The organism is Pseudomonas sp. LBUM1653 (assembly GCF_059716115.1).
The window spans coordinates 1,420,847-1,443,875 of the sequence record NZ_CP166803.1 but is presented as its reverse complement, the minus strand read 5'-3'; the positions used below and the strand labels follow the sequence as shown (position 1 = coordinate 1,443,875).

At 60.3% G+C, this 23,029-nt stretch carries 22 protein-coding genes; 5 read left to right on the top strand and 17 right to left on the bottom strand.

Going from position 1 to position 23,029, the window contains the following annotated elements; genetic code table 11:
• Positions 1 to 37: 37 nt before the first annotated feature.
• Positions 38 to 982: an alpha/beta hydrolase gene (locus ACA054_RS06505; protein ID WP_497688667.1), complete on the top strand. Its 945-nt coding sequence runs from the start codon at positions 38 to 40 to the stop codon at positions 980 to 982.
• A 41-nt stretch (positions 983 to 1,023) separates the two neighbouring features.
• Complete coding sequence (locus ACA054_RS06500) at positions 1,024 to 1,494, top strand: MaoC family dehydratase (RefSeq protein WP_046816629.1); 471 nt, start codon at positions 1,024 to 1,026, stop codon at positions 1,492 to 1,494.
• 132 nt (positions 1,495 to 1,626) lie between these two features.
• Here the strand turns inward: ACA054_RS06500 and ACA054_RS06495 are convergent, their stop codons facing one another.
• The 4 genes from ACA054_RS06495 to ACA054_RS06480 all read right to left on the bottom strand — a co-directional run bounded on the left by ACA054_RS06495 (position 1,627) and on the right by ACA054_RS06480 (position 5,387).
• Positions 1,627 to 2,490 carry an efflux RND transporter periplasmic adaptor subunit gene (locus ACA054_RS06495; protein WP_497688666.1) on the bottom strand — a complete coding sequence of 288 codons (864 nt, stop codon included), beginning with the start codon at positions 2,488 to 2,490 and terminating at the stop codon, positions 1,627 to 1,629.
• Positions 2,491 to 2,500: 10 nt separating this feature from the next.
• Positions 2,501 to 2,707 carry a DUF1656 domain-containing protein gene (locus ACA054_RS06490; protein WP_497688665.1) on the bottom strand — a complete coding sequence of 69 codons (207 nt, stop codon included), beginning with the start codon at positions 2,705 to 2,707 and terminating at the stop codon, positions 2,501 to 2,503.
• The gene (locus ACA054_RS06485) at positions 2,694 to 4,682 is read right to left on the bottom strand and encodes an FUSC family protein (RefSeq protein WP_497688664.1); all 1,989 of its coding nucleotides are present in this window, start codon (positions 4,680 to 4,682) and stop codon (positions 2,694 to 2,696) included. Before ACA054_RS06485 ends, ACA054_RS06490 begins: the two co-directional genes overlap by 14 nt.
• A gap of 237 nt (positions 4,683 to 4,919) precedes the next feature.
• Positions 4,920 to 5,387, bottom strand: a complete 468-nt coding sequence (locus ACA054_RS06480; RefSeq protein WP_497688663.1) for a ferritin-like domain-containing protein — start codon at positions 5,385 to 5,387, stop codon at positions 4,920 to 4,922.
• A gap of 203 nt (positions 5,388 to 5,590) precedes the next feature.
• Between ACA054_RS06480 and ACA054_RS06475 the strand changes: the two genes are divergently transcribed.
• Together ACA054_RS06475 and ACA054_RS06470 are read left to right on the top strand one after the other, a co-directional pair.
• On the top strand, positions 5,591 to 5,827 hold the full coding sequence (locus tag ACA054_RS06475) for a DUF3820 family protein (RefSeq protein ID WP_003213031.1): 237 nt from the start codon (positions 5,591 to 5,593) through the stop codon (positions 5,825 to 5,827).
• 24 nt (positions 5,828 to 5,851) lie between these two features.
• Positions 5,852 to 7,033, top strand: a complete 1,182-nt coding sequence (locus tag ACA054_RS06470) for an aminotransferase class V-fold PLP-dependent enzyme (RefSeq protein ID WP_497688662.1) — start codon at positions 5,852 to 5,854, stop codon at positions 7,031 to 7,033.
• Positions 7,034 to 7,035: 2 nt separating this feature from the next.
• Here ACA054_RS06470 and ACA054_RS06465 read toward each other — a convergent pair whose 3' ends face one another.
• The 4 genes from ACA054_RS06465 to zwf form a co-directional block, all read right to left on the bottom strand.
• A complete protein-coding gene (locus ACA054_RS06465) occupies positions 7,036 to 7,752 on the bottom strand; it encodes an intradiol ring-cleavage dioxygenase (RefSeq protein ID WP_497688661.1) in 717 nt (238 codons plus the stop codon).
• A gap of 261 nt (positions 7,753 to 8,013) precedes the next feature.
• Positions 8,014 to 8,679, bottom strand: coding sequence for a bifunctional 4-hydroxy-2-oxoglutarate aldolase/2-dehydro-3-deoxy-phosphogluconate aldolase (locus ACA054_RS06460; RefSeq protein WP_497688660.1), 666 nt, complete (start codon positions 8,677 to 8,679; stop codon positions 8,014 to 8,016).
• A 17-nt stretch (positions 8,680 to 8,696) separates the two neighbouring features.
• On the bottom strand, positions 8,697 to 9,410 hold the full coding sequence (pgl, locus tag ACA054_RS06455; RefSeq protein WP_497688659.1) for a 6-phosphogluconolactonase: 714 nt from the start codon (positions 9,408 to 9,410) through the stop codon (positions 8,697 to 8,699).
• Entirely contained in the window at positions 9,397 to 10,866 is a 1,470-nt protein-coding gene (gene zwf, locus ACA054_RS06450; RefSeq protein ID WP_046816620.1) for a glucose-6-phosphate dehydrogenase, read from the bottom strand. Before zwf ends, pgl begins: the two co-directional genes overlap by 14 nt.
• 226 nt (positions 10,867 to 11,092) lie before the next feature.
• On the opposite strand from zwf, the gene ACA054_RS06445 reads away from it, so the two are divergent.
• On the top strand, positions 11,093 to 11,953 hold the full coding sequence (locus tag ACA054_RS06445) for a MurR/RpiR family transcriptional regulator (protein WP_497690254.1): 861 nt from the start codon (positions 11,093 to 11,095) through the stop codon (positions 11,951 to 11,953).
• A 108-nt stretch (positions 11,954 to 12,061) separates the two neighbouring features.
• Here the strand turns inward: ACA054_RS06445 and ACA054_RS06440 are convergent, their stop codons facing one another.
• The 9 genes from ACA054_RS06440 to ACA054_RS06400 all read right to left on the bottom strand — a co-directional run bounded on the left by ACA054_RS06440 (position 12,062) and on the right by ACA054_RS06400 (position 22,901).
• Entirely contained in the window at positions 12,062 to 12,916 is an 855-nt protein-coding gene (locus ACA054_RS06440; protein ID WP_497688658.1) for a D-hexose-6-phosphate mutarotase, read from the bottom strand.
• 219 nt (positions 12,917 to 13,135) lie between these two features.
• Positions 13,136 to 14,482: a carbohydrate porin gene (locus ACA054_RS06435; protein ID WP_497688657.1), complete on the bottom strand. Its 1,347-nt coding sequence runs from the start codon at positions 14,480 to 14,482 to the stop codon at positions 13,136 to 13,138.
• 223 nt (positions 14,483 to 14,705) lie between these two features.
• Positions 14,706 to 15,866: an ABC transporter ATP-binding protein gene (locus ACA054_RS06430; RefSeq protein ID WP_497688656.1), complete on the bottom strand. Its 1,161-nt coding sequence runs from the start codon at positions 15,864 to 15,866 to the stop codon at positions 14,706 to 14,708.
• A gap of 3 nt (positions 15,867 to 15,869) precedes the next feature.
• Entirely contained in the window at positions 15,870 to 16,715 is an 846-nt protein-coding gene (locus tag ACA054_RS06425) for a carbohydrate ABC transporter permease (protein WP_497688655.1), read from the bottom strand.
• Entirely contained in the window at positions 16,708 to 17,616 is a 909-nt protein-coding gene (locus ACA054_RS06420; RefSeq protein WP_497688654.1) for a carbohydrate ABC transporter permease, read from the bottom strand. Before ACA054_RS06420 ends, ACA054_RS06425 begins: the two co-directional genes overlap by 8 nt.
• Positions 17,617 to 17,771: 155 nt before the next feature.
• On the bottom strand, positions 17,772 to 19,070 hold the full coding sequence (locus ACA054_RS06415) for an ABC transporter substrate-binding protein (protein ID WP_497688653.1): 1,299 nt from the start codon (positions 19,068 to 19,070) through the stop codon (positions 17,772 to 17,774).
• Positions 19,071 to 19,187: 117 nt separating this feature from the next.
• Complete coding sequence (locus ACA054_RS06410) at positions 19,188 to 20,447, bottom strand: D-mannose isomerase (RefSeq protein WP_497688652.1); 1,260 nt, start codon at positions 20,445 to 20,447, stop codon at positions 19,188 to 19,190.
• Between the two features lie 263 nt (positions 20,448 to 20,710).
• On the bottom strand, positions 20,711 to 22,180 hold the full coding sequence (locus ACA054_RS06405) for an ATP-binding protein (RefSeq protein WP_497688651.1): 1,470 nt from the start codon (positions 22,178 to 22,180) through the stop codon (positions 20,711 to 20,713).
• Positions 22,170 to 22,901, bottom strand: coding sequence for a response regulator (locus tag ACA054_RS06400; protein WP_020797042.1), 732 nt, complete (start codon positions 22,899 to 22,901; stop codon positions 22,170 to 22,172). Before ACA054_RS06400 ends, ACA054_RS06405 begins: the two co-directional genes overlap by 11 nt.
• Between the last annotated feature and the right edge of the window lie 128 nt (positions 22,902 to 23,029).

The window sequence follows — 23,029 nt, the reverse complement described above, 5'->3', positions numbered from 1 at the left end:
CAACCATCTCGCGCTCCATGCATGGAAAGGAATCGCCATGATCCACGACACGTTCTGGCTGACCACCAGTGACCGCAGCCGCCTCTTCGTTAATCAGTGGTTGCCTGCTGGCAGGCTCAAGGCCGTGATCCTGCTGGCTCACGGCATGGCAGAACACAGCGGTCGCTACGCGCGCCTGGCAGGAAAACTCTGCGAGCAGGGCTATGGCGTCTATGCGCCAGACCTGCGTGGACATGGCAAAACTGCCGAAGACGGGACGCTCGGCCATTTCGCCGACGAAGGCGGCTGGGCCAAAGTGGTGGGCGATCTGGCGTGCCTCAACCAGCAAATCGGCCAGCAGCGCCCCGGAGCGCCCATCGTGCTGCTGGGACACAGCATGGGCAGCTACATCGCCCAGGCCTATCTGTTGCACCACAGCGCCAGCCTGCACGGGGCCATTCTCAGCGGTTCGAACTTCCAGCCCGTGGCCCTTTATCGCGCGGCCCGACAAATCGCTCGTGTTGAACGCCTGCGCCAGGGCCCCAAGGGGCGTAGCGCCCTGATCGAATGGCTGTCGTTCGGCTCGTTCAACAAAAAATTCAAACCGGCGCGCACCCGCTTCGACTGGCTCAGCCGTGACCCGGTGGAAGTCGACCTGTACGCCAACGATCCGCTGTGCGGCTTTCGCTGTACCAACCAGCTGTGGATCGATTTGCTCGGCGGGTTGCAGCAAATCAGTAAAGCGTCCAATCTCGCCCAGATCGATCCGGGCCTGCCACTGCTGGTGATTGGCGGCGAATGTGATCCGGTGAGTGAAGGCAAGCGTCTGAAGGATCTGGCCAACGCGCTGCGCGAGGCTGGTAGCCAGAGCCTGCAACTGACCGTTTACCCGCAGGCACGGCACGAACTGTTCAACGACATCAACCGCGATGAAGTGACGACCGACGTGTTGGCCTGGATCAACCAGTCGTTGAGCAATCCGCGACCACAGCGAACCGAATAGTTTTTTGTGAATTTTTTAATTCGTCACAGGAATCGAGACACATGACCCAGGTTACCAACACCCCTTACGAAGCCCTCGAAATCGGCCAGACCGCCAGCTTCAGCAAAACCGTTGAAGAGCGCGACATCCAGCTGTTCGCCGCGATGTCCGGCGACCACAACCCGGTGCACCTGGACGCCGAATACGCCGCCAGCACCATGTTCAAGGAGCGTATCGCCCACGGCATGTTCAGCGGCGCGCTGATCAGTGCCGCGGTCGCCTGCGAGCTGCCTGGGCCGGGCACTATCTACATCGGCCAGCAGATGAGCTTTCAGAAGCCGGTGAAGATTGGCGACACCCTGACGGTGCGCCTGGAAATTCTCGAGAAACTGCCGAAGTTTCGTGTGCGCATTGCCACCCGCGTGTTCAACCAGCGCGATGAGCTGGTGGTGGATGGCGAGGCGGAGATCCTGGCGCCGCGCAAGCAACAGAGTGTGACCTTGACCGAGTTGCCGCCGATCAGCATTGGCTGATCCGCCCGCTTCGATCGATCGTTCCCACGCTCTGCGTGGGAATGCCTCCACGGACGCTCCGCGTTCGGCTGTTGAAGGGACGCGGAGCGTCCCGGGCTGCATTCCCACGCAGAGCGTGGGAACGATCAAGACTCAGCGTGAACCCTCCTGCACCTGCACGCTCGCGGTCATCCCCGCACTCAAGTTGAGCCCTTCAGGCACCTTGTCCAATTTGATCCGCACCGGTATCCGTTGCGCCAGCCGAACCCAGTTGAACGTCGGCTCCACCTCCGCCAACAACTGGCCATCCGGCGTGGTGTTGCGATCGGTAATCCCCCGACTGATGCTTTCCACCCGCCCCTGCAAGGCATCCCCGGCACTCATCAACCAGACTTTTACCGGGTCGCCGACGCGAATCCTCGGCAGTTTGGTTTCTTCGAAATACGCCTGCACATAGAAGGTCGAGTCATCGATAAGGGCCATCACCGATTGCCCGGCATTCACATAGTTGCCCTGGGCCAGGCGCAGGTTGGTGATGTGCCCGTTGCGCGGGGCATGGACCTGGCTGCGGTCCAGATTGATTTGCGCGGCCTTGGCTTCGGCCTGGGCTTCGCGCAGTTCGCCACGAGCGATACCGGCGTTGATCTGCGCGTTTTCCCGCAGCTCCGCACTGATCGCCTGCGGCCCGAGGCTGGCGCGTCGGCTGGCTTCGCGCTCGCGTAAATTGAGTTGCTGCTGGCGGGTCTGCACCACGGCCTGGGCCTTTTCCAACGCGGCTTCGAAACGGTCGCGGTCAATGCTCAACAACAGATCGCCGGCCTTGACCTGCTGGTTGTCGTAGGCCTTGAGCTCTCGAACCCAACCCGACACATCCGGGGAAATCACCACCACGTCTGCGCGGATGCGCGCGTCGCGGGTCCAGGGTGTCAGCATGTAGTACTGCCACAAATGCCAACCTGCAAAAATCGCCACCGCCACCAGACACAGGGTGACCACGACACGTACGGAGGTCCGCATATTCAACTCCTTACAAAGGTCCGAGGACGACGGTGATCACGGTCAATACGCAGACGTACAAGGCGCAATCGAATAATGCTTCATGCCAGATCCAGCGGCTCACCGGCGTCAGGCGCAATAACAGGCGCAAGGCGCCGGTCACCAACAGTGCCAGCACCACATAAATCAGGAACGGGCTGAGCAGCACGCCGCCCAGCGACCACTCACGCAAGCCCATCAATTTCCTCCTGCTGATGGCACCAGGCGCGCCAGCTGTTTTGCAATTGCAACACCGCGCCCTGGGCCAGCTTCACCGCGTCGCTGGGGGGCAAGGCGTACAAGGTTTGCAGCAACGCTTCGCTCGGCTCGGCCAATGCCTCGGCGCGACTACCGGCCGGACCTTGGCGCAGGACCTTTTCCAGGTCATCGAGATAACGCCGTTGCGGCGCCGTGATCGGCACCTGTGCCACCGCCAGACTCAAGCGCAGGTGCAGCAATTCGTCGCCGATGTCCAGGCCGAGCAAGCCGTCGTCCCAGCGACTGCGCGCCGGTTCCGGCAGTTCCGGATAATGCCGCGCCAGTTGCAGCAAGCGGTCGGCCATGCGCCCGCCGAACCAGCTTTCGGCGCCGGCCAGGTTGCGCCGGGTCAGGCGCACCAGATCGTCAAGGGTTGCCGCCAGCAGGCGTCGGCCATGCCAGGTCGGGTTGCGCAGGATCAGCAAATGGAACGCCAGCACGGCCGCGCCGACACCGATCACCATGGCCTGCACGCTGTTGAAGAACGTCGCGACGCCGAACTGCATCTGGTTCAGCGGCGCGACCAACACAATGAAATGCAGGCAAAACGAAGTGGCCGTAGCGCCGATCTGCGCCTTGGCCATGCCCAGCGCGCCGAAAAACAGCGGCACACCCATGCCCAGGCAAAGCATCGCGAAACTGCTCCATTGCGGCAGCAAAATCTGCCCGACGATAAAGGCCGCTGGAATGGCCAGGAAAATACCCCGCATAAAACTCATGCCGATCTGCGCACCGTTCTCACGACTGGCAAACAGGCTGCACACCACGCAGGTCAACACCAGTGCACCGGCTGCGGCAGGCCAGGCGGTTGCCAGCCAAAAGCACGACACCACCAGGAAAGCCAGTGCGCTGCGGGCGCCGAAAACCAGGGCCAGGGACAGATCGCGGTGCGGTGTCAGGGTTCTCGGCGGGTCGAGTGTTTCACTGCCCTGCTCTACTGCTTTCAACGCCGCGTTCGCCGCCATGGCGGTATCCATCAACAAGGTGAAACGGACCAGGCAATAACTCTGCGCAGAACTGATGCCCGGATCATGGGAAGCATCGAGCAAGCGCGGGCGCAAGGCTTGCAAGGTCGCGGTATCGGCATTGTTCAGCGCCTCCTGAACCTCGTTCATCCACGGTTGCAATTGCGCTGATTCCAGCGGTTCCAACTGCTTCCACTGCCGACGCACCGATCGGGCAATACGCAGCAGCATCAACAGCTTCTGGCTCAAGCCACTGATGGCCCGCGCGCGCTGCCGGCCACGGCTGCCTTCGAACCAGGCGTGTTCACGCTGGGCGTCCACCGCGACGATTCTTCCAAGGATTTCCAGCAGCCCTTTACGCGCCTGACCATCACCGGCCAGGGTCGCCCGCGCGGCGTTGATGCCGCTTTGCCAGGCAGCCCGGGCCTGATCCGCCAATTGTCGTTCGACCCGCAGCGGCCAGAGCAAGGCACTGCTGGCAGTGGCGCAGATAATCCCCAGGCAGATTTCCGTGCAACGCGCCACCGCCTGATCGAATACCGTCAGCGGATGATTGATGGCCGGCAAGGCAATGATCGCCACCGTGTAACCGGCCAGCACAAATGAATAGGACCAGGCGCTGCGCAACAGCGTTGAACTGGCGGTACACAGCCCTAGCCACAACGCCAGGGCCAACAGGAACAGCCAGGGCGTCTGGGCGAAGACGCCCATGAACACTACCGACATGATGGTCCCGACCAATGTCCCCAGCAGCCGCGCCAGCCCTTTTTGCAGCACCATCCCGGACAACGGCTGGGCCACGATGAAGGCCGTCATCAACGCCCAGGCCGGTTGCTCCAGGCCCCAGCGCAACGCGAGCCACAGCGCCACGCCCCCGCCGATCAAAGTCTTGATCGCGAATTGCACGGCGCGGCGGTCAGGCGCGAACAAAGCCTGCAGGGTGATTGGCACGAAATGGACTCTTGAAAAGACGATTTAACGATAGACGGCTTCACCCACGGACCGTCAAAAAACGCGGGCCCTGTAGGAGCTGCCGAAGGCTGCGATCTTTTGATCTTGCTCTTCAGCGGGTTCAAAGCAGTCAAAAGATCGCAGCCTTCGGCAGCTCCTACAAGGGTTATTGCAGTGTTAATGGCGGGGCACAAAAAAACGCCAGACTGGCTGGCGTTTTTGACAGCTAACGGACGCTTACGAGCGCGCGCGAGCCTGGTTACGCAGGGCTTTTACCTGATCGTGATTGCGTTGTACGCCATGGTACTGACGCTCAACGATGTCACGAATGCCCACCAGGTTGTGCTTGTTGATTTTTTCCATGGCTTCCCGATAAGCCTTCAGTGCATGGTCTTCACCACGCTCGGCTTCGTTCAGTACAGCCTCTTCGTCCTTACCGGTGAACATCGACTTCACATCGACCCAGCGGCGATGCAAATCACCGCTGACACTGGTGGAGGTTTCTGGATCGCCACCCATGGAACGCACCGCCGCTTGCAGTTCGGCGGCCGCACTGGCGCAGTCTGCGGAACGTTGCACAAACACGGATTTAAGTTCAGGGTGCTTGATGTCTTCAGCGCAAGTCTTGAACCCTTCCTGACCGTCCTTGCTGGTTTCAATCAGGTCGTTGAGTACAGAGATGGCTTCTTTATTCATGTCGGTCATTTTCAATTCCTCGCGGGTTGATGAAAGATGCAATAGGTGTTGCACCCTGCATGCCAGCTTTGAATTGATATTTTTTATATTTAATTTCAATAACTTACAGTTTAAATAGAAATCCATGTCCGCTTTTTTTGCATGATCTGTCATTTGGCCTGCATGCAGAATGCCTGTATTTTCCAGACTGTTTGAATCAAGACGACTATTTGATGAATCCTGAAAAGCTCGAACTCCTGATCACCCGTGAAATGCCCTTCGGCAAATACAAAGGGCGAATCATTGCCGACCTGCCTGGCCCTTATCTCAACTGGTTCGCCCGTGAAGGGTTTCCCCATGGCGAACTGGGCGGCTTGTTGGCCCTGATGCAGGAAATCGATCACAACGGCTTGTCAGAGTTACTCGAACCCTTGCGCGCCAAACATGGCAAACCCGCGCCCCGTCATTGAAACCGCCCACTCATCGAGTAACCCATGCCCGACAACACCCGCCGCGCCCGTGATGAAGCTTTTTGGCGAACCTTTGCCGACCGCTACGATGTGCAACATGGCCCGATCAATCTGGAGAACGGTTATTTCGGGCGTATGTCGCGCACGGTGGTCGAGGAATATCAACGCAATATCGAGCTGATCAACCGCAGCAACTCGGTCTATGTGCGTCAGCGTTTCGAACAGGGCGAGAGCCAGAAGATCAGCGCGCAGGTGGCCGGGTTGATTGGTGTTGCCGCAGAAAGCGTCGCCCTCACCCGCAACGCGACGGACGGTTTGCAATCGCTGATCCGCAACTACAACCGCTTACGGCCAGGCGACCAGGTACTGTTCAGCGATCTGGAGTACGACACAGTCAAGGGCGCCATGCGCTGGCTGGCGCGCAACCGCGGTGTCGAAGTGATCGAGATCGAACACCAGCATCCCGCCAGTTTCGACAGCCTGCTGACCACCTACCGCGAAGCCTTCACGCGTTACCCGCGACTCAAGTTGATGGCCCTGACCCACGTTACCCACCGCACCGGCCTGGTAATGCCGGTGCAGGCGATTGCAGCCGCCGCCAGGGAACACGGCATCGACGTGATCCTCGACGGCGCCCATGCGCTGGGCCAGTTCGAATTCGACCTCAATGAGTTGGGCATCGAATTCGCTGCCTACAACCTGCACAAGTGGATCGGTGCGCCGCTGACCCTGGGTTTCATCTTTATCGCCCATGAGCGCCTGGCCGACATCGACCCGGACATGGGCGAGATGCACTTCACGGCTACCGATATCCGCGCCCGTACGCCGTACAGCACGCCGAACATTCCGGCATTGCTGACCCTGCCGCTGGTCATTGAGGAGCATCATGCGATGGGCGGTTCCGCCGCCAAGGGTGCACGACTCAACTACTTGCGCAACCTGTGGGTCAGGCCGGCACGCGAGCTGCCGGGCATCGAGGTCATGACGCCGGATGACCCAAGGTTGTATTGCGGTATCACGTCGATGCGCTTTACCGCCCATGCCCACCAACAGTCAATGGTCGAGCGGTTGCTGCGCGACTACAACCTGTTCACCGTCGTGCGCAGCGGTGCGGCGTGTGGTCCGTGTATCCGCATCACGCCGGGGCTGACCAGCACTGCGGCCGACATGATGTTGTTGACTACGGCGTTGACCGAACTGCGCTGAGGTCACACGGTGTATTTGTCGAAGTCTTCGGGCTTGATCTGCGTCGACACCGCAAAGGTGTCGATGCCGATAGTCATGTGCCCGAAAAAGCCGTCTTCATTCGAGTCGCGGCCGAGGGTATGGATGTTCAGGGTCGAGGCTTCACCGCCCATGTTCTGATAATAAAAATCTTGATCGTTGCTCAATGGCGCGCTGGCCCGACCGCGATATTCCCGGGCATTGAGCACCGAGCGCGCGACCACTCCGGGAAAGTACATCTGCCCGACCCACGCGACGTGGCGCTCCTGTAGATAGTTGTTGCCACTGGTGATGCGCACGGCGACGTGAATGTGCAAGGCCCGTCCGGCATAAAACCCCGGACAGATCGTGGTAAACCGGGCGATGCCTTTTTTATCGGTGAATTGCCCGCCACGCAGGTAGGTGTCGTCGTCGGTACGCGGGATCGCGCCAATGTCTCCAGCGTCGACCTCCAGGTCCGGGTTGACCTTGCTCCAGCCCGAATACGCCCCGCGTGCATTGCAGTGCCAGATGTCCACCAGCGCATCGGTGACCGGCTGAGCGGTCATGGCATCGACGATGTTCAAACGCAGCACCAAAGGAACACCTTCGGCGCTTTCGCTGATGTTTCGTCTGATGAGTTTCGGATTGCGAAAATACGGGCCGGCTATTTGTTCGGGTGACAGCAAATAAACCGGTGCCGCAGAGGTGTTGTCGTCCATGACGTTCTCTCTTCCATAAGATGAACGCAGGCTAGCACTGGGCTAAATTCGAGATGCGGTAACTATGTATCGCATGATGTCCTTGTGGGAGCGGGTTTGCTCGCGAAGAGGCCGAAATATTCAACCCTTTTGTCGCCTGACACACCGCCATCGCGAGCAAGCTCGCTCCCACACGTTTTTTTTGCGGGCAAAAAAAACGGTGCACCGACCAAGCGCACCGTAAAGCCGTAGAACACACAACGAAGTGTCAGGTAAAGCGGATCAGTCCAGCAGCGCCAAGGCCTCGGCGGTGCATTCCTGAATGCGGGCCCAGTCGCCGTTCTTGATCCACTCCGGATCAAGCATCCAGCTACCACCCACGCACATGACGTTTTTCAACGCCATGTAGCTCTTGATATTGGCAGGTCCCACGCCGCCGGTCGGGCAGAATTTCACTTCGCCGAACGGGCCGCCCAGGGCCTTGATAGCCGCGACGCCACCACTGACTTCTGCCGGGAACAGTTTGAAGCGGCGATAGCCCAGACCGTAGCCTTCCATGATCCCCGAGGCATTGCTGATACCGGGCAGTAGAGGAATCGGGCTGGCGACGCTGGCTTCGAGCAGGTCGCGAGTGATGCCTGGCGTGACGATGAACTGCGAACCCGCAGCTTCCGCCGCGGCCAGCATGTGCCGATCAAGTACGGTGCCAGCACCGGTCACCAGTTCCGGACGCTGCTCACGCAGGACCTGGATGGCCTTGAGGCCGAACTGCGAACGCAAGGTCACTTCCAGGGCGGTCAGGCCACCGGCCGCGAGGGCATCGGCCAGCGGCAGGATGTCCTGCTCGCGGGCAATGGTAATCACCGGCAGGATCCGCGCCTTGGCGCAGAGGCTGTCGATCAGGGCAACTTTGTCCGCCATGGAAACGGTCGGGGATGGGTTTTTCATAGCGGCTGTTCCTTGGCTCATGGGCACCAGTAAATCTCTAACGTGGGTTGCAGAAATGCGCGCACCGGCATTTCGGCGACATCGTCACCGGCCAGCGCGAAACTCAGGGTGGTCAGCTTGGACTGACCGGAAATCGACAGGATCTTGTGTTTGGCCGAGGCCAGCAGCGCGCGGCTCATGGTCAGACGCTGGTGTGGCACCGTCGGCGCCAGCATCGGGTAGCAACGACGAGTGCCGTCAGCCTGCAAGGCTTCGGCGAGATTCGGGCTGCCGGGAAACAGCGATGCGGTGTGGCCGTCATCCCCCATGCCCAGTACCAGCACGTCGATCACCGGCAGTTCGGAGAGCAAACGATCGGCGTGCTCGGCGGCTTGTTCAAGGTTGGCGCTGGCGCTGTACAAGCTCAGGAACTGAGCCTTGGCCGCTGGCCCTTGCAACAGATACTTTTTCAGCAGACCGGCATTACTGTCGGCATGCTCGACCGGCACCCAACGCTCGTCAGCGAGGCTGACCACCACGTTCGACCAGTCTAGCGCCTGCTTGGCCAGGTGCTGGAAGAACGCCACCGGGCTCCGGCCACCGGAGACCACCAGGGTCGCCGTGCCTTGGGCGTCAATGGCATCGCTCAGTTGTTTGGCCACGTTCAGGGCCAGGCTTTCAGCCAGCAGGACCGGGCTCTTGAACGCATGAGCGCTAACGCCCTGCGGCAGTTTCAAATTAGATATCGCCATACCACGACCTCCCGTCCCGCGTGATCAGAGCAATGGAACTCATCGGCCCCCAGGACCCGGCCGCGTACGGCTTGGGCGCATCACCGGATTTTTTCCACCCGGCGATCAACTGGTCACACCACTTCCACGCGGCTTCGATTTCATCTTTACGGACAAACAGGTTCTGATTGCCCCGCATCACTTCCAGCAACAACCGCTCGTAGGCATCGGGAATCCGTGCGCTACGCCAGGTGTCGGAAAAATTCAGCTGCAACGGACCGCTGCGCAGCTGCATGCCCTTGTCCAGGCCTTGTTCTTTGGTCATCACGCGCAAGGAAATGCCTTCGTCCGGTTGCAGGCGGATAATCAGCTTGTTGCTGATCTGCAGGCGCTGCTCGGGAGCGAAAATGTAGTGCGACGGTTCCTTGAAGTGGATGACGATCTGCGACAGTTTCTGCGGCATGCGCTTGCCGGTGCGCAGGTAAAACGGCACGCCCGCCCAGCGCCAGTTGCGAATGTCGGCACGCAGTGCGACGAAGGTTTCGGTGTCGCTCTGGGTGTTGGAATTGGGTTCTTCCAGGTAGCCAGGCACCGGTTTGCCTTCGCTGTACCCGGCGATGTACTGGCCACGCACCACCTGAGTGGTCAGGCCTTCCGGGCTGATCGGTGCCAGCGCCTTGAGCACTTTGACTTTCTCGTCACGGATGCTGTCGGCGGACAGGTCGGCCGGCGGGTCCATGGCGATCAGGCAGAGCAGCTGCAGCAGGTGATTCTGGATCATGTCCCGCAGCTGGCCGGCCTTGTCGAAGTAGCCCCAACGGCCTTCGATGCCGACCTTCTCGGCCACGGTGATTTCCACGTGGGAGATGTAATTCTGGTTCCACTGGGTTTCGAACAGGCTGTTGGCGAAACGCAGGGCGATCAGGTTCTGGACGGTTTCCTTGCCCAGGTAGTGGTCGATGCGATAGGTGCGGTTCTCCGGGAAGAACTGCGCCACGGCGTCATTGACCTTGCGCGAGGACTCCAGGTCCGAACCGATGGGCTTTTCCAGCACCACGCGGGTGTTTTCAGCCAGGCCGACCTTGGCCAGGTTCTCGCAGATCGCGCCGTAGACCGCTGCCGGCGTGGCGAAATAGGCGATGACCCGTTGCGCGCTGCCGGCCGCTTCAGCCAGGGCCACGTAGTCTTCGGACTTGAGGAAGTCGACGTGCAGGTAGCTCAGGCGTGCGAGGAAACGCTCGAGCACGGCTTCGTCCAGCTCCTTGGCACCGACGTAGCGACGCAGTTCGGAAGTGATGAACGCCAGGTGCTCCTGCTCGCTGCCAGGCTCCCGGGCCAGCGCGATGATCCGCGTATCCTCGTGCAAGAGGCCTGCGCCATCGAGCTGATAAAGGGCAGGAAACAGCTTGCGCAGGGCTAGATCGCCCAAAGCGCCGAACAAGGCAAAGGTGCACGGTTCAACCGTAATCGAAGGCATGATGTTTGTTCTTTTATCAAGTTAAGCTACAAATACCTTTTTTCAAGGCATCACTCAAGGGAAAATGTAGTAATAACCACAACATTTTCGCAAAATACAGATTCCGAGTGGTGGTCGGTCGGAGCCATCAGTAGGATAGGCCACCGTTACGGGCCTCATCAAAGGCCCTTTTTGCATTAGCCGCGCGCTTGTTGGCGCAGGTGTAAAGGATACTTATATGGACCGCGTGCGAAATTTACTGGAGCAGATCCAGAATCGCCTTGAAGAGCTGAACAAGGCTGAGCGCAAAGTGGCCGAGGTGATCCTGCTCAATCCACAGCAGGCCACCCGATTCAGCATCGCCGCCCTCGCCCAGGCCGCTTCGGTCAGTGAGCCGACGGTCAACCGTTTCTGCCGTTCGTTCGGCGTCAGCGGTTACCCCGAGCTCAAGTTGCAACTGGCCCAGAGCCTGGCCAGTGGCGCCGCGTACGTCAGCCGGGCGGTCGAAGCCGACGACAATCCGGAAGCGTATACCAAGAAGATTTTCGGCAGCGCCATTGCGTCCCTGGACAGTGCCTTGCAGGCCCTGGACCCGAGCCTGATCAGCCGCGCCGTCGACCTGTTGATCCAGGCCCGGCAGATCCATTTCTTCGGCCTCGGCGCCTCGGCCCCAGTGGCCCTGGATGCGCAACACAAGTTCTTCCGCTTCAACCTGGCCGTGACCGCCCATGCCGATGTGCTGATGCAGCGCATGATTGCCTCGGTGGCGCATACCGGCGAGTTGTTCGTGATCATTTCCTACACCGGCCGTACCCGCGAACTGGTGGAAGTGGCGCGCATCGCCCGGGAGAACGGTGCTTCGGTGCTGGGTTTAACGGCCGAGGGATCGCCCCTGGCCAAGGCCAGTACCTTGAGCCTGAACATTCCGCTGCCGGAAGACACCGACATCTACATGCCGATGACCTCGCGGATCATCCAGCTGACGGTGCTCGACGTACTCGCCACCGGCATGACCTTGCGCCGAGGGGTGGATTTCCAGCCGCATTTGCGCAAGATCAAAGAGAGTTTGAATGCCAGCCGGTATCCGGTGGGGGATGAGTTCAACTGATAGATGATCGTTCCCACGCTCTGCGTGGGAATGCAGCCCGTGACGCTCCGCGTCACTGGACGCGGAGCGTCCCTAGGGGCATTCCCACGCAGAGCGTGGGAACGATCCCTACACGCCAATCCGTGCCTGCAAACTCAAATGCGCCCGCTCCCCCGGCGCCAGGCTCAGGCTATCGGTGCCGCCGCTTGCCGCCTCTACGCAAACGAATTCGGATATCTCGTTCCAGCTCACCCCCAACAACGGCCGCGAACCCGGATGCCACACCACCGTGTCTGCCGTATCCCCGGTATCAATGCACAACGCCCGCTGCCATGCGTGGTCATTGAGCTGCAGTTCGCCGTCATGCTGGAACACCCGCTGGCAGCCACCCTCCACGCGCAACTCGCCTTCCTGCTGGCAAATCTGCCGGTTCAACTGGTCGTAACCTTGCGCGCCATCAAGCCCAGACAGCGCTACCTCACCGACATCGCCAATACGCCAGTAAGCGTGCAACGCCTGACTCAATTGGCATGGGAGGCTGTCGTGATGCTCGGTACTCAGGCGCAATTCCATGCGTTCACCGAGGTGCGCGTGCAGGTCTACCTGCCAGTCGCACAGCTCAAGCTGCCAGTGCAGGCGCACGCCATCGTCATCGCTGCTGCTGTCGATCAGTTTCCAGTCGAGCAACCGTGCCCAACCATGGGACGGCCAGGCGTTTTCGCTTGGATGACGGCCATACCATGGCCAGCACACCGGCACGCCACCGCGAATGGCCCCGACCTGCGGCCACTTCGCCGCGCACCACAGCCAGGGTTTCTGGCCCTTGGGCTGAAAGTGCAGCAACTGCGCGCCCTGACGACTGAACACCGCCTGACACAGCGGATGATCAATCACCAACACGTCGCGCTTCTGATAGCGCTCCCAGGCAAACACCGGCCGTTCACGCAAGGATTTGAAGAAGCGTTGTAGCGGATGCTCAAGCATGTGCCACGGTCCTGAAAATCATGGAGGTACTCAGCGAATCAATGTAGTGACGGTCTACTGTGGCGAGGGGATTTATCCCCGCTGGGCTGCGAAGCGGCCCTGAAAAATGGGACTGCTGCGCAGTCCAACGGGGATAAATCCCCTCGCCACACAAAAAAAAGCGGACAGCCATGGCCGTCCGCAAAATGCGCACATAGAGAGGAGCTTATCGCAGTCGCGTTAGAACACCGACTGAATTTTCAGGCCGGCGACCAAAGCGTCATCGACTTCATCCACGCCACCTGGGTGAGTGATGTATTGCAGGTTGGGACGCACGGTCAGCCAGTTGGTAACGTGAAAACCGTAGTTGAGCTCGTAGTTGTATTCGGTGTCACGCAGCGGCGAGAACAGCGGATCGTTGTAGTCGCTGACGCCATTGGAAGCGTTGACCAATTCGGCATTTTTCTTCACGTCATCGTTGACATGGATACGGGCGAAACCGATCCCCAGGTCATCTTTCGGACGCGCATCAAACGGCCCTTTGTACACAAACATCAGCGACTGGTAGTTGTCGACGATGTTGGTGTCCTTGTCGTGGAAAGTGGCGTTGGCGGCAATGTTCAGACCGCGGGTCGCGTCACCGTTATGGCTGGTGAGTTGCTGTTGTGCAACGAACCAGTAGCCGTGCTTGCTGCTGTGGCTGCGATAGGCATTGCCGCTGGTGGCCGCATCATTGCCGTTGTCGTCTTCAATGACGTCATCGGCGCTGGCAGTGCTTTTGTAGTAACCGACACGGTATTCGCCCGGCAGGTTGCCAGGGTTAGGCAACCACACCAGTTCGACCGGCAGGACGGTGCCTTCGGTACCGCTACCGCTGAGCTTGAAGCCGTTGCCGTGCTCCAGTTGCGAGGGGTTCTGGTTGTACGCGCCGATCTGCGCGTACCACTCAGGCGAGATGTTGTACTTCACGCGGATCGCCGCCTGGCTGACCGGCCAGTTGTACCAGATGTTGGTGGCCCAGTTGCCCACCTGGGAGCCGCAGAACGCCAGGTTCTGGAATTCGCACGGGAAGCTGTTGAAGTCTTCACCTTCACCGAAGTAACCGGCCTTGATGTCGAGTTTATTGTCGAAGAACTGATGCTTGATCCACAGCTGGGTCAGCCGGACCATATGCCCACGGCCGTAGACTTCCTGGGAGGAGCTCAAGGTGCCAGCACGCGGATCGCCGATACGGTCATTGGAGATGTTTTCACCGTTACGGTTGGTGAGCTGGATCTTGGCCTGGGTGTTGTCCCAGCCGAACAGTTTCTCCAAGTCCAATGCCGCGCCCAGGCCAAACTGATCACTGTAGCGCGCGGTCTTGTCATCATTGAACCCGCCGTGGAGATTGCCGCCTACTTCACCGACGTAGTCCATCTTGATGTCGATGCCTTGTTCGATCAGCTTGGTTCGTTCGCCACCCCAATCGCCGGTCATCCATTCGGAGTCGGCGCTAAACGCATCAGCCGCGTGCACGCTACCGGCCAGCATCATTGCCGCAACGGCTGACAACTGGCAGATAAGCTGAGCGTTGTTGTTCTTCTTCATCCCTATTTCCTCGTCTTATTGTTATTAACTGTTTTTATTTAACGCGGTTACATCGGTTGCAATGCACGACAGGTCACGCACCACGGATTCCACAGGTGGGAGGTGCCCCTTGTGGGAGCGAGCCTGCTCGCGAATACGGTCTGGCATTCAACACAGATGTCGTCTGACACACCGCTTTCGCGAGCAGGCTCGCTCCCACATTGATCACCACATTTCTTGATCTTCAGCGGCCTTTGAATTGGGCGACGTTGGCAGTGTGTGATTCGGTTTTCGGCAGGCCGGCAGCCCCCAGGCGTTCACCGGTCTTGGCATCGAACAGCAGCACTTTCGCCGGATCGAATTGCAACGTCAGGGTCTCGCCCACAGCCGGTGCGACATCGGGCGCCAGGCGGCAGCAGACCTTGGTGTCGTTGAGATTGACGAACACCAGGGTGTCGGGACCGGTCGGTTCGGTGACCTGGACCTCGGCGCGAATGGTCGGCAAACCGTTCGCTTCACCGTTGGCCAGAACGATCTGCTCAGGACGCATGCCGAGGATCACCTCACGGTCTTCCAGACCGGCGTCCTGCATCCCCAGCGGCAACTCGCAACGGGCCTGGCCGCTGTCGAGCAACGCCAGCAGACGACCGTCCTTGCGCTGCAAACGCAGGGGAATGAAGTTCATCGGCGGCGAGCCGATGAAGCTCGCCACGAACAGGTTGGCCGGGTTGTTGTAGATATCTTTCGGCGTACCGAACTGCTGGATGATCCCGTCCTTCATCACCGCCACCTTGTCGCCCAGGGTCATGGCTTCGATCTGGTCGTGGGTCACGTACACCGTGGTGGTTTTCAGGCGCTGGTGCATCAGTTTCATTTCGGTGCGCATCTCGACCCGCAGCTTGGCGTCGAGGTTGGACAGCGGTTCGTCGAACAGATAAATTTTCGGCCGCCGCGCCAACGCACGGCCCATCGCCACGCGCTGTTGCTGGCCACCTGACAGTTGGCCCGGCTTGCGGCTGAGCAGGTGTTCGATCTGCAACAGCTTGGAAACCCGAGCGACTTCTTCGTCGATTTCCGCGGTTGGCATTTTGCGGATCTTCAGGCCGAAGGCGATGTTGTCGCGCACGCTCATGGTCGGGTACAGCGCGTAGGACTGGAACACCATAGCGATGTCGCGATCTTTCGGACTCATGCCGCTGATGTCGGCATCGTCCACCAGGATCGCACCGCCGCTGATGGTTTCCAGGCCGGCGATGCAGTTCATCAAGGTGGATTTGCCGCAGCCGGACGGGCCGACCAGGATCAGGAATTCCCCGTCATCGATCTTCAGTTCGATGTTTTTCAGGGTGTCCGGCAAACCGGCGCCGTAGGTCTTGTTGACGTTGCGTAATTCGAGAGTTGCCATCTTCTACCCCTTGACCGCGCCGGACGTCAGCCCACGCAGGAAATACTTGCCAGCGAATATGTAGACCAGCAGTGTCGGCAGCCCGGCGATCATCGCGGCGGCCATATCAACGTTGTATTCCTTGGCCCCGGTGCTGGTGTTGACCAGGTTGTTCAGGGCCACGGTAATTGGCTGGGCATCGCCACTGGCGAAGACCACGCCGAACAGGAAGTCATTCCAGATCTGGGTGAACTGCCAGATCAGGCAGACCATCACGATCGGGATCGACATCGGCAGCAGGATCTTCCAGAAGATCGTGAAGAAGCCCGCGCCATCGAGCCGCGCGGCCTTGACCAGCGCGTCCGGAATGCTCACGTAGTAGTTGCGGAAGAACAGCGTGGTGAACGCCAGGCCGTAGACCACGTGCACCAGCACCAGCCCCGTCGTGGTGTTGGCCAGGCCGAACTTGCCGAGGGTGAACGAGGCTGGCAGCAGCACGGTTTGGAACGGCAGGAAGCAGCCGAACAGCAACAGGCCGAAGAACAACTGCGAACCACGGAAGCGCCACATCGACAGCACGTAGCCGTTCATCGCGCCGATGAAGGTCGAGATCAACACCGCCGGCACGGTGATTTTCACCGAGTTCCAGAAGTAGCCGCCCACCACGTCCCAGGCCTTGATCCAGCCGATGCCGTCGATCACGGTCGGCCAACTCAGCAGGTTGCCGGTGCGGATGTCCTCCGGGGTTTTGAAGCTGGTCAGCAGCATTACGATCAGCGGAATCAGGTACACCGCAGCGGCCAACAGCAGCGTGGCGTAGATTGCGATGCGGCTGAAGCTCAGGGTTGGTTTGCCGAGTTGATTAGTCATGGCGTTTGCCTCGCAGCTCGGAATACAGATACGGCACGAGAATGGTCAGCACGGCGCCGAGCATCAGCATGGCGCTGGCCGAACCGATGCCCATCTGGCCACGGCTGAAGGTGAAGGAGTACATGAACATCGCTGGCAAGTCGGACGAGTAGCCGGGACCACCGGCGGTCATCGCCGCCACCAGGTCGAAGCTCTTGATCGCGATGTGCGCGAGGATCATGAAGGCACTGAAGAACACCGGACGCAGGCTCGGCAGAACGATCTTCAGGTAGATGGTCGGCAGGCTCGCACCGTCGACTTGCGCGGCACGGATGATCGACTGATCGACACCGCGCAGGCCGGCGAGGAACATCGCCATCACGAACCCGGAGGCTTGCCACACAGCAGCGATCACCAGGCAATAGACCACGCGATCCTGATCCACCAGCCAGTCCAGGCGGAAGCCTTCCCAGCCCCAGTCACGCAGCATCTTGTCCAGGCCGAGCCCTGGGTTGAGCAGCCATTTCCACGCGGTACCGGTGACGATCATCGACAGCGCCATCGGGTACAGGTAGATGGTGCGGATGAAGCCTTCCTTGCGGATGCGCTGGTCCAGGAGCACGGCGAGGAACACGCCCAGCACCAGGCTGATACCGATGAACATGCCGCCGAACAGGGCCAGGTTCTTGCTCGCGACCCACCAGCGGTCGTTGTCCATCAGGCGTATGTATTGCTGCAGGCCGACCCACTTGTAGCTCGGCATGAAGCTGGAGTTGGTGAAGGACAGTATGAATGTCCAGATGATGTAACCGTAGAAGCCAACCAACACGATCAGCATGCTCGGCGCGAGTACCAACTTGGGTAACCAGCGTTGCAGCGCATCGAACGGTGAGGCTTTGCTGAAAACCGCCACAGAGCTCATCGGGATAATCCAGGTTAGAGAAATGAAGGCGCACGCAGATCCCATGTGGGAGCGAGCCTGCTCGCGAAGGCGGTATATCAGTCGACATCCACGTTGAATGTCAGACCGCTTTCGCGAGCAGGCTCGCTCCCACAGGGATTGCTCGGCGTCAGGGATTACTGGGCAGCTTTGACCGCCGACGCCAGTTGGGCGCTGGCCTTGGCCGGGTCTGCGTCCTTGTCGTTCATGAAGTTGGTGACCACGTCGAAGATCGCGCCTTGCACGGCCAGGGAGGTGGCCATGTTGTGCGCCATGCTTGGTTGCAGGCCGCCAGTCTTGTCGTCAGCCAGGAAGTCCTTGGCGGCGGTCTGGGCGCAGGAATCGAAACCGAGCTTGTCCATCTCGTTCAGCATGTCGGTGCGAACCGGGATCGAACCCTTGTTCATGCTGAAGACTTTCTGGAAGTCGGTGCCCAACGCCACTTTGGCCAGGTCCTGCTGGGCAGCGATGTCGCCCTTGCGATCAGCCTTGAGCTTGAACACTGCCAGGGAGTCAATGTTGTAGGTGAAGGCTTTTTCGGTGCCCGGGAACGCCACACACTGGTAATCCTTGCCGGCGACTTTCTTCGCCGCGGTCCACTCGCTTTTCGCCCAGTCGCCCATCATCTGCATGCCGGCCTTGCCGTTGATGACGTCGGCAGCGGCGATGTTCCAGTCACGACCGGCGCGGTTCGGGTCCATGTAGGTGGTGATTTTTTTCAGCTCGGTAAAGGCCTTGGTCATCTCGGCGCCCGAGAGGGTTTTCTGATCCAGGTCTACCAGGGCTTTCTTGTAACCGTCGGCGCCCATGACCGAGAGCACCACGTCTTCGAACACGGTGCTGTCCTGCCAAGGCTGGCCGCCGTGGGCGAGCGCAATGAAGCCGGCGGCTTTCAGCTTGTCACCTGCGGCATAGAATTCTTCGAGGGTGGTTGGGGCTTTGTCGATCCCGGCTTTCTTGAACACTTCGGGGTTGATCCACAGCCAGTTGACGCGGTGAATGTTCACCGGCACGGCCACGTAGTCGCCTTCGTACTTCACAGTATCGGAGACTTTTTTGGACAGCAGGCCATCCCAGTTTTCCGCTTTGGCGACTTCTGTCAGCGTGTCGGTGGCGAGCAGGCCAGTGCTGCCCCATTCCTGGATGTCCGGCCCTTTGATTTGCGCAACGCCCGGCGGGTTACCCGCTACGGCGCGACTCTTGAGAACGGTCATGGCCGTGGAACCGCCACCACCGGCGACTGCGCCATCCTTCCAGGTGAAGCCGTCTTTTTCGACTTGAGCCTTGAGGACATCAACCGCTGCTTTTTCACCACCCGACGTCCACCAATGCACGACTTCCACGGAACCTTTGGATTCGGCGGCAAGCACACTGAGAGGGAGCGCCGACAGGGAGGCGAGAGAAATGACAGTAGCGAGGCGAGAAATCGCATTCATCTAGGAGTACCTTTCTTGTTGTTATGCATGCAAGTCTGGTGCTTGCGCTGCAGAGGATTTTAAACAGGAGACGCCCCTTCGCAGGTAACGAAGGGACGCGCGAATGTCACCGCATGGTTACATAGAACCGCTCTGGGACAATGCTGCCAGCGCGCTGGCCATGCTCGGCGCCAGCGGCAGGCGCGGGATCAGGACAGCTTGCCAGGCATGATAGAGATCGGGTTTGCCGGCCCAGATATCGCCGCTTGGGCGGTTCAAGGGGTCGAGTTCGTGGTGCCAGCTGCCGCATTCGCGGTCGATGAAATGACGGTCACAGAATTCCCAGAACAGTCGGTACCAGTGTTCGTATTGCTCATCGCCCGTGCGCTTGAGCAAGGCACTGGCAGCAGCGCTGGCTTCGCAATGGGTCCAGTGCAGGCGATGGCGAACCACCGCCTTGTTGTCCCAGTCGAGCGTGTAGACCATGCCCGGTGCGCCGTCGATGTTCCAGCCGAGGAGGCTGTTCTGCTCAAACAGTTTTTGCGCGTCAGTGACCAGCCATCCCGGGGTGAGCATGCCGGCGCGCACCCGCGCTGCTTCGAGATGCAATAGCAATCGGGCCCATTCGAAACCGTGACCCGGCGTGGTGCCGTAGGGACGGAAACCGTCGGCCGGGTTGTCGTGGTTGTACTCGCGCAGTGGCTGCCAGTCGCAGTCGAAATGCTCGATCACCAGATAATCATTGGCGGCGGCGTGACCATGAATCACCCGCTCGACGATGCGCTGGGCGCGGCACAACCAGCGCTTGTCGTCGGTGACATCGGCCAGGGCGAGGAAGGCTTCGGTGGCGTGCATATTGCTGTTGGCGCCACGGTAGGCTTCCTCGCAGCTGAAGTCGCGGCTGAAGGATTCGCGCATGGCACCTTCTTCTTCGCTCCAGAAACAGCTGTCGATGATGTCGATCGCGTCATCGAGCAAGGCCTGCGCGCCGGGCCGGCGTGCGACCACCGCGGAACTGGCGGCCAGGGCCACGAAGGCATGCAGATAGGCATTCTTGCCGGTGTTGCCGTCGCGGTGTCCGGCGACCGCGAACCAGCCGCCGTGCACGGCATCGCGCAACGGACCACGCAGGGCCTGGATGCCGTGATCCACCAGCTCGGCAAACCCCGGCAGGCCCTGGATGTGCGCCATGGCGAAGCTGTGGGTCATGCGTGCGGTGTTCATGGTTTGTGCTTGCGTGTCGGCCGGCAAGCGTCCCTTTTCATCAAGGTTGCCGAAGCCCTCAGGGAGTTTTGATGCCTTGGCGAAGGCCAGCAGGCGCAAGCCTTCGGCGGCGAGCCATTGCTGATGGGCCGGTGCGTTCAGCCAACTGCTGAAGGCGGGTTGAGAGGAGTCCATGAGGTGCCTTTTTTGTTGTTATGACTGAGGGGCAGTCTAAACAACGGGCGGTGGCGGGCTTGTAACGAAGGGGGCGAGTTATGTCACCAAGTTGTGACAATCACCCCCGAATTGTGGCGAGGGGATTTAGCGAAACGTCGCACCGCCCCGCTCGGCTGCGCAGCAGTCGCAAAACCATTGCACTCGGTTTACCTGATACACCTCAATTGCAGACTTTGGGGTGGCTTCGCCGCCCAACGGGGATAAATCCCCTCGCCACAGTTTTAGTCAACACTGCGGGGCAATTGAAGGGTCACCCGCAACCCGCCCTCACGCAAATTCTGCAGGCTCACTTCACCGCCATGGCTATGGGCAATATTGCGCGCAATCCCCAAGCCCAATCCATACCCCTGCTGCTGCCCGGCCAAACGAAAGTGCGGCTCGAACACCTGCTCCAGCCGCTGCTCGGGAACCCCCGGCCCTTCATCATCGACATGCAGGACGAACGCACTGTCGTCATCATCGATGTGCAGGTGGGCGTTCTGTCCGTACTTCAAGGCGTTGTCGATCAGGTTGCCTATGCAACGCTTGAGCGCCAGCGGTTTGCCCGGATAGGCCGCCAGGGCACGTCCTTGCTGGGTCACGCGGCCGTTACCGTTGGGTGACAGGTACGGCTCCACCAGACACTCAAGCACATGATTGAGGTCCACCTGCTCGATGTTCTCGTGGATGTCGGTGTCTTTCACACATTGCAGTGCGCCCTTGACCAGCAGCTCCAGCTCATCCAGATCGCGACCGAACTTGGCTTGCAGCTTTTCGTCTTCCAACAACTCGACGCGCAGTCGCAAGCGGGTGATGGGGGTGCGCAAGTCGTGGGAAATCGCGCTGAACAACTGGCTGCGTTCGGTCAGGTAGCGGCTGATGCGCTCGCGCATGGTGTTGAAGGCGCGGCCGACTTCGACCACTTCACTGCCGCCGCCTTCGGCCACCGGCTCGACGTCGGCACCCAGTGACAGGTCCCGCGCCGCCCGCGCCAAGCGTTTGAGCGGCCGGCTTTGCCAGTGCACCAGCAGGCCGATGAACAACAGCAAAAAGCCGCTGGTGAGCACGATGAACCACACTTGCTGCGCTGGCAGGCCCTGTTCTTCGAGGCTGGTGTAGGGTTCGGGCAACAGCGAGGCGATGTACAGCCATTCTCCCGGCGCCATCTGGATCTGCGTGACCAGCACCGGCGGGTTCACCGGCTCCAGGGTCAACGCGTAGTGCGCCCAGGAGCGCGGCAGTTCGTCGAGCTTGAGACCGCCATTGAAGATCCGCAGGTCTTCGGGGCTGACAAAGGTCACCGAGATGTCGGTGTCCTGCCCGAGGGACTGGCGCAGCACCTGATCCACCGCCTTGATCACCGCCTCTTTGCGTGGCGTGATCGGCAACACTTCCATGCCCAAGGGTTTGTCATTGAGCGTCACCACGAACCGCGTGCCGCCCATACTGCGCAGCTGGTCGAGCACCAACGGGCGATACGCCACCGGCAACGAGCGCAGGTAACTGACGCTGGCGTTCATTGAGTGAGCGAGGCTGCGCGCGCTGGTGACCAGGCCCTCAAGCTGGGTCGCACGCAATTGGGAGACCCAGATCACGCTCGACAATGTCTGGGCGAACAACACCGCGAGTAACGTCAGCAGCAACATGCGCCCGAGCAGCGAGCGCGGCACCGGCACGCGGCCGGCAAGCTTGCGCAAAAAATCAGTGACCATTGGAGGCAACCACACTGGCTGCCAACTGATAGCCGCTGCCCCGTACGGTGCGAATCAGTCGCGGTGGTTTTTCCGTATCGCGCAAGCGCTGGCGCAAACGACTGACCGCCATGTCGACGATGCGGTCAAGCGGCATCAGATCCCGGCCACGGGTGGCGTTGCCGATCGTATCGCGGTCGAGGATTTCCTGCGGGTGATCGAGAAACAGCTTCAACAGGGCGAAGTCGGCACCGGACAGAATCACCTCTTCGCCATCAATGTGAAACAGGCGGTGACTGACCATATCCAGGCGCCAGTCATCGAAGGCCAGCACTTCGCTGCCGGAGCGCTCCTGACCGAACTGCGCCCGGCGCAGCAAGGCCTTGATGCGCGCCTGCAATTCGCGGGGGCTGAAAGGTTTGCCAAGGTAGTCGTCGGCCCCCAGTTCCAGGCCGATGACCCGGTCGGCCTCGTCGGAGCTGGCGGTGAGCATGATGATCGGCACCTGCGACTGGCGCGGGTGCTGGCGAATCCAGCGACACAGGCTGAAACCGTCTTCGTCCGGCAGCATCACGTCAAGGATCACCAGGTCGCTGGGGGCCTCGTTGAGGGCCTGGCGAAAACCTGCGCCATCGGGCGTGGTACGCACCTGGAAACCGGCGCGGGTCAGGTAGGTGTCCAGCAACTCGCGTATCTCTTGATCGTCATCGACCAACAAAATCGACTTGTTGACTGAGCTCACGGGCGGCGTCCTTGTTGTTTGAATTGGGCGGATTATGCCTGATCGAGCGTAAATCTTTGGTGTCTGTGCGGGCCTCTTCGCGAGCAGGCTCGCTCCCACAAGGTTGTCGACAATCCTGTGGGAGCGAG